We start from the raw sequence: 367 nt of genomic DNA, 5'->3' as shown, positions 1-367 counted from the left end.
CCCCTGCACAGTCACGGGCTGAACAGACCTGCCCGACCAGCTGGATCCGACGTCGCCGTCGTGTCGGCCGCAGGGAACATTTTTATGAGGCTATAAACAGTGTTGTTCTGTACTAGGGTTGGTTTCATCGGCTGATCGACCGACTGAGTCAGCCGGATGCGCGGGCGAGTGGGGAGGGGCTTGATGCTGGCTGTGGATGTGAGGGCCTCGCTCCGTGCCGGCCGGACCGTTGAGGACGGTGCCGCCCGTTGGTGGCGCTTCTCGGCCCAGACCGTCGCCCGGCACGGAGATTTCCTGCTGGCCTTCGTCGACGGCGGGGTCTGCGTCGGTGCGTACCGGATCCTCGATTCTGCGCCCGATGCCGGCG

1 protein-coding gene is annotated in these 367 nt (G+C 65.4%); it reads left to right on the top strand.

Annotated features, from left to right (window positions below):
- Nucleotides 1–183: 183 nt before the first annotated feature.
- Nucleotides 184–367, top strand: a 184-nt coding sequence (locus tag AC1DYK_RS36305; RefSeq protein ID WP_478170675.1) for a hypothetical protein, incomplete at its 3' end; no start/stop codon positions are given.

This window comes from Variovorax sp. P2_H12, assembly GCF_056403395.1.
The sequence above is the reverse complement of the archived record's forward strand: the minus strand, read 5'-3'. Positions and strand labels throughout refer to the sequence as shown.